The following is a 10,238-nucleotide window of genomic DNA, read 5'->3' as shown; positions in this document are numbered from 1 at the left end:
AGACATGTTACCGCTCGATTTTCGAACCGTGAATCACGCCGCTGGACGGAAATCAATGGGTCCTGACCCTAGGAGAATCGGAGCAACGGCAGCGGGAGTTGATACTTATGAAACCCTTGTCGGGTAGTGTTTGATCTCGACGTCTCACATTGGCTGAGGAAATGTATGCGTATTCTTTTGGCAGATGACCACGATATGGTTCGGGAAACGATTTCCGCCTACCTCAGCAATGAGGGCGGCGCAGAGGTCTCTTTGGCGACGGATCTGTCCGGCGCCCTGGATAAGATTTCCGCGGAAGGCCCCTATGACCTGGTGCTTCTGGATTACCAGATGCCGGGCATGATGGGGCTGGACGGTCTGGCCACGGCGCTGGCGGCCAATGGCGGCAAAGGGGTTGCCATCCTGTCCGGAAGCGCCCCTGCAAATACCGCCAAGGCGGCGCTGGATGCCGGGGCCATCGGCTTCATCCCCAAGACCATGGGGGCGCAGTCCCTTCTGAATGCGGTTCGCTTCATGAGCGCCGGGGAAGTCTACGCCCCGGTCGATCTGATGCGCGCCGAAAGCGCGACCCCAACGCACCCCTTGGCCGAACGGCTGAGTCCGCGGGAACTTGAGGTGCTGAACGGGCTGTGCCGGGGGCTTTCAAACAAGGAAATCGCCCGCGAGCTGGACCTTCAAGAGGTCACCATCAAGCTGCATGTGCGCACCCTGTGCAAGAAACTGGATGCCAAGAACCGCACCCAGGCCGCGCTGACCGCCAAAGAGGCAAGCCTGTTCTGACCCCCGGGCGGATCGGACGCCTACGTCGCAAAAGACCACTTTCGCAAAAGAAAGTGCCCCGCCGCGCCGGAACCGGGCATGCAGCGGGGCGTGATCCGGGCATGAAGCAAAGCCGATGGGCCGGTTGGGGAGGCCAGGAAGCAGCTTTTGCCCGGATGGGGAGTGGTCTTCGTTCCAGTGTCGCGGTGCCGAGCCATCGGGCCCGCCATCGCTTGGCTCGATCTCAAGCGGCGATTGCGCGCCCTGTTGCCGGTTTTTGACCGGCAGCCCGGGTGGCGGCGGCGCGATCGGCCTGCGCATCGCTGTACCAATCCGCAAAGGGATCCTGCTGTGGGTCTTCGCACGGTAGCGCCACAACCGTCTCCATGCGCGCCAGGATCGCTGTTTCGAAATCTTCCCGACGGACCCGGTCATAGGCCTGCGGCGCAAGGCGCAGGAAGCCATCGCGCGCATCGATCTCTTCGACCGCACGTTTGGTGGATTGCAAAAGACGCGGCGCATAGCGTTTGAAGGCCGCCAGCAGGCTTCCGGCCCGTACCATGTAGACACCCGCATTCGTCAGCGCGGCGGACGCCGAGGCGCCGGAAGTGGCGTCTTTGAAAAGCGCCTGAACCGGCTCACCCAAGCGGGCACGGCACAGGGGCTGCGCGTGACCATAGCGGGAGGTGCCGCGGCCCTCCTGCGTCAACAGCACCAGGCTGCCGACAAAGACCTCTGGCAAGGCCGCCTCCAGGATGTGATGGAAGGGAGCGCCATCGGCACCGGAATAGTCGGCCGGAAGCACCAGAAGAGTGGCCTCCGGGTCATGCCGGAACCTGAGCGCGACCGCCGCCAGGGCGGCAGCAGAATTCGACAGGCCGGGTTCGATCAACAGTTCGCCCGAGGTGCCCACCGCTTGCATCTGTTGCACCGCGAGGAACCTGTGGGCTTCGCAGGCAACGATGGTGGGCGCGGCGAACATCGGGTGCATCAATCCCCGCAGCAGCGATTGGAACCGGCTTTCGACCATCTCTTCACCGTAGAAATGCGCAGGCAGGCTCTCTGCCGCCCCGCATCCGCCTGGCTCCTGCGGGCCAGAAAGTACAATCGGATAGATCATGTGACGCCTCTCCGGGTTGATACCGTTAACCCATCAATAGGCCCGCAGCCCCGCAAAAGCGCCTATCCATGGGGCGGAAGACCCGGTGCAAAAGGATAGGCCCTTGGCGCGGAACTACTGCTTCAGGCTCAATCCAGCCGCGCAGGCAGATGCGCATAGCCCCGGAACCGGATGCGCCCGCCGGGCACGCGACCGGGCAACAGATGGTAGTTCGGATAGCGCTTCAGGAAGCGCTCGATGGCGATCTTCCCTTCCAGCCGCGCCAGTGTCAGCCCGACGCAGACATGCGGTCCGCCAGCAAAGGCCAGATGGCGATTGGGCTTGCGCGCGATGTCGAAACGCCCCGGATCCTTGAACACCTCCGGATCGCGGTTGGCCGCCCCGATCACCAGGTGCAGGTTGGTGCCGCGCGGGATCTCCACCCCGCCGATCTCGACCATGCGGGTGGTTTCGCGGTTGCCCAGCTGGTTCGGGGACCGCATGCGCAACATCTCCTCCACCGCCGGTTTGATCAGCTCGGGATCCTCTTGCAGACGCGTGCGCTGATCGGGGTGGTCATTCAACAGCGCCAGCCCGTTGCCGATCAGGTTGGTGGTGGTCTCATGCCCCGCGTTCAGAATGAAGATACAGTTCTGAATGAGTTCGATCTCGCTCAGCTGCGCATCCGCCCCCTCGCCCCGAATGAGCCGGGTCAGCACATCCGTCTCGGGATCACCGGGATTGGCGCGACGGTCCGCGATGAGGCCGGTCAGGTAGGTCTTGAACTCCTCCACCGCGCGATGGCCCTGCGCCAGCTGCGCGTCGCTCAAGGCAGGCTCCAGCGCACCCAGGATCGCCAGTGACCAGTCCCGCAGGGGGCCGCGCTCCTCCATCGGCACGTCCAGGAGATTGCCGATGATCTGGATCGGGATGGTGGAGGCGAAATCCTCGATCAGATCCACCTCTTCGCGCCCTTCCATGGCATCCAGCAGCTGATCCACGGTATCGATCAGCCCCTGCTCCATCCGGCCAATGGCGCGCGGCGTCAGCGCCGAGGTCATGATCTTGCGCACGCGGGTGTGCAGCGGCGGGTCGGAGAACACCAGCGATGTGGTGTGATGTTCAAACAGCGGCGAGCCTTCCCCGAACTTGGGCGCAAAGGCAGCCTTCTTGTCCGATGAAAAGGACGTGGTGTCGCGATAGATCCGGTCCAGATCCGCGTGTCGGCTCAACAGGATAGAGCCATCCGGCTGTTTCAGCACCGGCGCATCGGCCAGGAGCGCATCATAAAAGGGAAAGGGATCTTCGACAAATCCGTCCGGCGGATTGGCCAGATCGAAGGCGCGGATACTATCGGTGGCTGGCTGTTTGCTCACGTGTGCTCCTCCCAGAACATTCCGTAAGGTCATCCGCCCATCCGTGAGTGTCAATCACCATGCGGGAAAATTCCGCAACGAAACCGGCGTGACAGGATCGCGCAACCCGCATATGTTCGCCTTATGTCCTCGCCCATCTCATCGATCCGCAATCTTGGTCCCGCCTCGGAAGAAGCCTTTGCCCGTGCCGGCATCCATTCCGCCGAAGAGCTGAGGGATCTTGGCGCCGATGCCGCCTATGCACGGCTGTTGCAGGCGGGCAGCCGCCCCCATTTCATCGGCTACTACGTGCTGGTGATGGGGCTTCAGGGCCGCCCCTGGAACGATTGCAAGGGGGAGGAGAAGAAGACCCTGCGCAAGCGGTTCGACCAGATCAAGGCCGAAAACAAAACGGCCACGACCCAGGCTGCCGGCCTGTCACGGCTTGAGCGCGAGCTGGACGCCATCGGTGTCATCCCCCGGCGCGGGTGAGGTACCTCAGCAAAGAAAAAGGCCGCGCAGGTCTCCCCGCACGGCCCGAATTCCTGATCAGGACAGATCCGGCTTAGCCGACCAGTTCCAGACCGGAGAAGAAGTAGGCGATTTCAACCGCTGCGGTTTCCGGTGCGTCGGAACCGTGGACGGAGTTTTCGCCAACCGATTCTGCGAACTCGGCGCGGATGGTGCCGGGGGCCGCATCGGCGGGGTTGGTGGCGCCCATGATTTCGCGGTTTTTCGCGATGGCACCTTCACCTTCCAGAACCTGGCAGACGATCGGCTCGGAGGACATGAATTCGCACAGTTCGTCGTAGAAGGGACGCTCGGCGTGCACTTCGTAAAACTTGCCAGCCTGTTCCTTGGTCAGGTGGATGCGCTTTTGCGCGACGATGCGCAGGCCAGCTTCTTCGAACTTGGCGTTGATCGCGCCGGTCAGGTTGCGGCGGGTTGCATCGGGCTTGATGATCGAAAAGGTGCGTTCCAGAGCCATCGGGCGTTCTCCATTCCAAAATGCGGGCACGGGGGCAATTCCCGCGCCGGATATCTCGCGCGCCGCCTAGCATGCCTGCGCCCGCATGGGAAGGGCCGAGTTGCGCCAAGAGGCCATTTACACGCGCCCAGGCGGCACAGCGGCGTGTCAGCCCGCCTCGGGCAAGGGATCGCACCGATCGACCCAGCGCACATAAAGCGCAGAGGCCAGCGCCATGATGCTGGAACAAAGGATGATGCCCAGCACCGCGAAAGGCGCGAGGTGAGGCTCCACCAATGCGCCGGTCAGCGAGGTGATCACCGCGCCAAGCGCCACCGACAAGGCGCCCGAAAGCCCCGAGGCGCTGCCCGCCAGGTGGGGGCGCACCGACATCAGACCGGCACTGGCATTGGCGATCGTAAGCCCGTTGCCGAACCCCACAAGGATCGCCGAGCCGAAGAAGACCGGAACCGATCCCTGCCCCAGTGCAAACAGGATCAGACCTGCCAGCGGGCCAAGGGTCGCACTGATGCGCCCGGCAATGATCAGCGTCAAAAGCGGCACCCGGCCCGCAACCCGGCCGGTGATGAAATTGCCCAGCATGAAGCCACCGGTGATGATGCCGATCCCAAGCCCCACCATGGCCGGGCTCAGGTCAAACCAGGCCGCCGCCACCAGGGGCGCACCGGTGATGAAGGCAAAGAAGCCGCCAATGGAGAAGGCGACACACAGGCTGTAGCCCCAGAACCGGCGCGAGGCCAGCAGCTCGGGGTAGGTGCGCATCTGGGCGCCAAAGGTGGCGGACCGGTTGCCGTTGGTCTCACCCCAGTCGCCCCAGGCCAGGGCCAGCATGCCAAGGCCCAGCACGGTATAAAGGACAAATCCCGCCCGCCAGCCAAAGGCCATTTCCAGGAAACCGCCCAGCATCGGCCCCAGCATCGGCGCCAGGGCCATCGCCATGGAGACATAGCCCATCTTGCTGGCGGCCTCTTGGGCGCTGTGCATGTCGCGGATCGCGGCACGCGACACCACCTGCCCCGCAACCACCGCGCCCTGCGCCAGGCGAAAGCCCAAGAACACCCAGATCGATTGCGCCAAGGCGCAGCCGATAGAGGCTGCAACGAAGATCGCAATCGACAAGAGCATCACCGGACGCCGCCCAAAGCGATCCGACAGCGGCCCCATCACCAGTTGCAGCACCGCGGAAATCGCCAGATACCCGGCAATCGACAGGTTCACCAGGCCATAGTCGGCCTGGAAATCCTCTCCGATCCGGGCCAGTGACGGCAGAAACATGTTGAGCGACAGCACCGACAGGGCGGTGCCGAAGATGAGCGTCACGATGTGAGGCGCCGTTTGCGCAGGCCGCATGGGGAGATCACCGACAGGAAAGGTATCAATGTGATCCAGCTAGCACGCAACCCCAGGAAGGACCAGTTGCAACGCGGCGTCTAATGGCGCTGGTTTGCCCCCATCGGCTCTGTTATGAGCGCTGCCATGTTACGCATTCAGGACATCACCTATTCGGTCGAAGGCCGCCCCCTGTTCGACGGGGCCAGCGCCACCATTCCCACCGGTCACAAGGTCGGCCTTGTGGGGCGCAACGGCACCGGCAAGACGACGCTGTTCCGCCTGATCAAGGGCGAGCTGTCGCTGGAGGGCGGCAGCATCTCCCTGCCCTCCAAGGCGCGGATCGGCGGTATCGCGCAGGAGGCACCCGCCTCGGATGTGTCGCTGATCGACACGGTTCTGGCGGCCGATACCGAACGCGCCGCCCTGATGGCGGAGGCGGAAACCGCGACCGACCCTGCCCGCATTGCCGAGGTTCAGACCCGCCTGGCCGATATCGACGCCTGGTCGGCAGAGGCGCGTGCCGCCTCGATCCTCAAGGGGCTTGGCTTTGACGAAGAGGCGCAGCAACGTCCCTGCGCCGATTTCTCGGGCGGCTGGCGGATGCGGGTGGCCCTGGCGGCGGTGCTGTTCTCCGAACCGGACTTGCTTCTCCTGGACGAACCGACCAACTATCTGGATCTCGAAGGTGCGCTCTGGCTTGAGGCCTATCTTGTCAAATACCCCCATACGGTGATCATCATCAGCCACGACCGCGAGCTGCTCAATCGATCGGTCGGCGGCATCCTGCATCTGGAGGATCGCGGGCTGATTTACTATGGCGGCAACTACGACCAGTTTGCCCGCCAGCGCGCCGCCAACCGCGCCAATCAGGCCGCCGCCGCCAAGAAACAGGAAGCGCAGCGCGCCCACCTGCAGGCCTTTGTGGACCGGTTCAAGGCCAAGGCCAGCAAGGCCAAACAGGCGCAAAGCCGCGTCAAGATGCTGGAAAAGATGGAGACCATCCGCGCCCCCGAAGATGCGGCGCGCACCGTTTTCACTTTTCCCGAGCCCGAGGAACTGTCGCCGCCGATCATCGCCATGGAGGGCGGCTCGGTCGGCTATGGCGACAAGGTGATCCTGTCGCGCCTCAACCTGCGCATCGATCAGGATGACCGGATCGCGCTCTTGGGCAAGAACGGTGAGGGCAAATCGACCCTGTCGAAACTGCTCTCAGATCGCCTGAAGCCGATGTCCGGCAAGATCACCCGCTCCGGCAAGCTGCGCATCGGCTTCTTTGCCCAGCACCAGGTGGACGAGCTTTATATCGACGAAACGCCGCTACAGCACCTGCAGCGCGAGCGCCCCGAGGAAGGCCAGGCGAAACTGCGCGCCCGCCTTGCGGGGTTTGGGCTGGGGGCAAATCAGGCCGATACCGAGGTCAGGCGCCTGTCGGGCGGGCAGAAGGCGCGCCTGTCGCTCTTGCTGGCCACGCTGGATGCACCGCATCTGTTGATCCTCGACGAGCCGACCAACCACCTGGATATCGAAAGCCGCGAAGCTCTGGTCGAGGCGCTGACCGCCTATACCGGCGCCGTGATCCTGGTTAGTCACGACATGCACCTCTTGAGCCTGGTGGCGGATCGGCTCTGGCTGGTCTCGAAAGGGACCGTGGCGCCCTACGAGGGGGATCTCGCCTCTTATCGGGCGCTCTTGCTGGAAAAGGACAAACCCGCCCCGAAAGCATCTTCGCCCAAGCCCAAGCCGAAACGCCCCTCCCGCGATGCCATGCTGGCCCTGCGATCCGAGGCGCGCAAGGCAGAGGACCGCGTCAACAAGCTGACCGAGATGAAGGACAAGCTGGACATCAAGCTGGCCGATCCGGAGCTTTACGAGGTAGAGAAGAAGGACGAGGCCCGCATCTGGCAGGCCAAGCACGCCGAGGTGATGGAGGCGCTGGAGCGCGCCGAGACCCTGTGGATGCGCGCCCTTGAGAAACTGGAAAAGGCCGAAGCCCTATGATTGACACGGCCTTTCTGATCACCTCCTTTGTCACGCTGTTTGTTATCATCGATCCCATTGGCCTGACCCCGATTTTTTTGGCGCTGACCCAAGGCATGAGCGCGCGCCATCGGCGCGGCGTCGCCATCCGGGCCTCGCTCACGGCCACGTTCATCCTGGCGCTCTTCACCCTGTTCGGGGAGGCGGTTCTGGCCTTTGTCGGCATCTCCATGCCCGCCTTCCGGGTGGCAGGGGGCGCGCTGTTGTTCCTGACCGCGCTCGACATGCTGTTCGAACGACGCACCAAGCGGCGCGAACACCAGGGCGAGGAAGCCACCGAACAGGAGGATCCATCGGTTTTCCCGATCTCGATCCCGCTGATCGCGGGGCCGGGTTCGATCGCGACGGTGATCCTGCTGGCAGGTCAGAAACCGGGGATCGAAGGCTTCGTTCTGGTGATGAGCATCGTTCTGGCGGTGCTGGCGCTGATGCTGGTGATGTTCATGGTCTCGGGCGTGTTGGAGCGTCTTCTCGGCAAGACCGGCATCAATGTGGTGACGCGGCTGCTGGGCATGCTGCTCGCGGCGCTGTCGGTGCAGTTCATTCTGGACGGTCTGCGCGCCTTTGGCTTTGCCGGGGGCTAGACCCCAAGGGCTAGGAACTCGGCTCAAACTTCCTACATCAAGGGCCAGGAGGCGCGCACATGAGCGATATGGACTATGGCCGGGTGATCTATCTGGTGCTGCTGCTGTTGGCCGTGGGATCCTGGGTCTTTGTGCAGAACCGGCAATCCCTTGGCAAGACGGTGCAATCCCTGGCGATCTGGGCCTTCATCTTCCTCGGCGTCATCGCGGGCTACGGCCTGTGGGGGGATATCCGCCAGACCGTGATGCCGCAGCAAAGCGTGATGACCGAACAAGGCCGGGTCGAGGTGCCCCTGGCACGGGACGGGCACTACTATCTCACGCTCTCGGTCAATGGCGCGCCGGTGAATTTCCTGGTGGATACCGGCGCCAGCCAGGTGGTGCTGAGCCGCAAAGATGCCGAACGAGCCGGGATTGACACCGAAAGCCTCGCCTATCTGGGCCGCGCGCAGACCGCCAATGGCGAAGTGCGCACCGCCTCCACCTGGGTCGAGGAGATGTCGCTCGGCGGAATCACAGACAAGGGCGTGCGCGTCTGGGTCAACAGCGGCGACATGGAGAAATCGCTTCTGGGCATGGGCTACCTGCAGCGTTGGTCCCGGATCGAGATCCAGAACCGCGCCCTGGTTCTGACCCGCTAGACTGGCTCAGACCCGCCAGGATGTGCAAATCCGCCAAGATGTGCGAACCCGCTAGGCCAGAGCGCCCAACCTGAGCGGATTACTTGCTGAGCCGCGCCTTGGGGTAACCGGCACCACGCACCCTGTTCAAAGCCGCCTCCCCGGCCCCGTCACCCGTGAAGGGACCAGCCAGAACCACCTTATAGGGTTTCCCGTTGCGGGTCGCCGTGCCCAGACGTACGGGCAAGCCCGTGCTACGCGCCAGGGCCTGGGCCGCGCGGCGTGCCGCTTCGGGATCGGCAAAGGTTGCGGCGCGCACATAGCGGCGCGGACCAGCGTCGGATGATGCTGTCTCGGCTGCCGGATCAGAACGGGTGGACAGGCGCATCATCAGCGGTTCGCGTGCTTCGGCCGCACTGCGCGCCTGATGTCCGGACAGGCGCACCGTCGGGCGATCCAGCGGCTGTCTCACCAGGGTGCGCGGCACCTTGTCGGTCCAGATTTCCGCCATCCGGGCGTCGCCCTCGGCGGTCCGCTGGGCGCGCATCGCATTCATCCGGTCGTCGTCCCGTTCGACACGCACATATCCCGGAGGAACAGTTGCGTCCTGGCGGATCACGGCCGATGCAATTGTACGCTCGGCCCGGCGCAGGTTCAGGCGATCATCCTTCCAGACCGGGCGATACCCCTCGGGCACGGAAAGATCGCTGCTATAGCGCCGCTGATGATAGACATGGGCCGGGACGACAGGCGTATTCGGCGCCAGCTGTAGGGAAGAGTTTTGATCGTAGCGTCCCCCACGACCATAGGTCACCGGAGATTCCGCTTGCGGGCCGCAGCGCACGTTCGCCCCGCTGTTGATATACTGCTGGCTGATGGCCGAAGCACCGGGACATCCACCCGCCGCAGGTGAGACCTGCCGGATCACCGGCGCGGGGGCAGGCGCAACCGGCGCCGGTTTGACGACCCGCGGCGGCACTGAGGCAGTCACCCGGGCCGGGGTGGCGCTGGTGCTGCTGGCGGTGCGTCGCGGCTTGGCGGTGGTCACGACCCGTGGCGCGGGCGCTGGCGTTCGAACCGAGGCCGCAGGCGCGGTTTGCGCCGCCGCGGCGCTGGCCGTCGTCGTCGTTGCGCCACCTGGGCGCTGCGATTCTGGCAAGGTGATCATCTCAAACGCCGGAGCACCACCGGTTCCTGTCTTGGTCGTTCCTGCGATGGTGGTCGGCTTGTAGCCACACAGCTGCTTGCGGCTGCGGGTGACCCGCGGCACCCAGCTCACATTGCCGTCGATACCCGCACGGATGTAGATACAGCCACGGCTGTCCACATATTGCTTGCCCTTGTAAGAGGCGGGCGGAACTTCCGATGGCGGACCCGACGCACGCAGTGTCTGCGCCTCTGCCCCTTGAAGGCCAAATGTGCCTGCAATCAAGGCGAGCGCGACAATTCTTGTTATTCTCATGA

General features: G+C 64.0%; 10 protein-coding genes. 5 read left to right on the top strand and 5 right to left on the bottom strand.

What is annotated here, in order from left to right; translation table 11 throughout:
* Window positions 1-165: 165 nt before the first annotated feature.
* Window positions 166-780 carry a response regulator transcription factor gene (locus PXK07_RS14450; RefSeq protein ID WP_274849038.1) on the top strand — a complete coding sequence of 205 codons (615 nt, stop codon included), beginning with the start codon at window positions 166-168 and terminating at the stop codon, window positions 778-780.
* A 223-nt stretch (window positions 781-1,003) separates the two neighbouring features.
* On the opposite strand, the gene PXK07_RS14445 is transcribed toward PXK07_RS14450, so the two are convergent.
* Together PXK07_RS14445 and PXK07_RS14440 are read right to left on the bottom strand one after the other, a co-directional pair.
* Window positions 1,004-1,879, bottom strand: a complete 876-nt coding sequence (locus PXK07_RS14445; RefSeq protein ID WP_274849037.1) for a hypothetical protein — start codon at window positions 1,877-1,879, stop codon at window positions 1,004-1,006.
* A gap of 128 nt (window positions 1,880-2,007) precedes the next feature.
* Entirely contained in the window at window positions 2,008-3,267 is a 1,260-nt protein-coding gene (locus PXK07_RS14440; protein WP_446728380.1) for a cytochrome P450, read from the bottom strand.
* Window positions 3,268-3,357: 90 nt separating this feature from the next.
* Here PXK07_RS14440 and PXK07_RS14435 point away from each other — a divergent pair, with 90 nt between their 5' ends.
* Window positions 3,358-3,705 (top strand): TfoX/Sxy family protein, encoded by a 348-nt coding sequence (locus PXK07_RS14435; RefSeq protein WP_274849035.1) that lies wholly within the window; start codon window positions 3,358-3,360, stop codon window positions 3,703-3,705.
* 73 nt (window positions 3,706-3,778) lie between these two features.
* On the opposite strand, the gene ndk is transcribed toward PXK07_RS14435, so the two are convergent.
* Both ndk and PXK07_RS14425 read right to left on the bottom strand, forming a co-directional pair.
* Window positions 3,779-4,201 (bottom strand): nucleoside-diphosphate kinase, encoded by a 423-nt coding sequence (gene ndk / locus PXK07_RS14430; protein ID WP_274849034.1) that lies wholly within the window; start codon window positions 4,199-4,201, stop codon window positions 3,779-3,781.
* Window positions 4,202-4,348: 147 nt separating this feature from the next.
* A complete protein-coding gene (locus PXK07_RS14425) occupies window positions 4,349-5,551 on the bottom strand; it encodes a multidrug effflux MFS transporter (RefSeq protein WP_274849033.1) in 1,203 nt (400 codons plus the stop codon).
* Window positions 5,552-5,677: 126 nt separating this feature from the next.
* Between PXK07_RS14425 and PXK07_RS14420 the strand changes: the two genes are divergently transcribed.
* The 3 genes from PXK07_RS14420 to PXK07_RS14410 are packed head-to-tail and all read left to right on the top strand — an operon-like array spanning window position 5,678 to window position 8,795.
* The gene (locus PXK07_RS14420; protein WP_274849032.1) at window positions 5,678-7,531 is read left to right on the top strand and encodes an ABC-F family ATP-binding cassette domain-containing protein; all 1,854 of its coding nucleotides are present in this window, start codon (window positions 5,678-5,680) and stop codon (window positions 7,529-7,531) included.
* Entirely contained in the window at window positions 7,528-8,154 is a 627-nt protein-coding gene (locus PXK07_RS14415; protein WP_274849031.1) for a MarC family protein, read from the top strand. The genes PXK07_RS14420 and PXK07_RS14415 overlap by 4 nt, the downstream gene beginning before the upstream one ends.
* A 59-nt stretch (window positions 8,155-8,213) precedes the next feature.
* Window positions 8,214-8,795: a retropepsin-like aspartic protease family protein gene (locus tag PXK07_RS14410; RefSeq protein ID WP_274849030.1), complete on the top strand. Its 582-nt coding sequence runs from the start codon at window positions 8,214-8,216 to the stop codon at window positions 8,793-8,795.
* Window positions 8,796-8,874: 79 nt separating this feature from the next.
* Here PXK07_RS14410 and PXK07_RS14405 read toward each other — a convergent pair whose 3' ends face one another.
* The gene (locus PXK07_RS14405; RefSeq protein WP_274849029.1) at window positions 8,875-10,236 is read right to left on the bottom strand and encodes an SPOR domain-containing protein; all 1,362 of its coding nucleotides are present in this window, start codon (window positions 10,234-10,236) and stop codon (window positions 8,875-8,877) included.
* Between the last annotated feature and the right edge of the window lie 2 nt (window positions 10,237-10,238).

Source organism: Phaeobacter sp. QD34_24, assembly GCF_028890115.1.
Taxonomy (GTDB): Bacteria; Pseudomonadota; Alphaproteobacteria; order Rhodobacterales; family Rhodobacteraceae; genus Phycobacter.
This window is presented reverse-complemented; position numbering and strand designations above follow the sequence as displayed.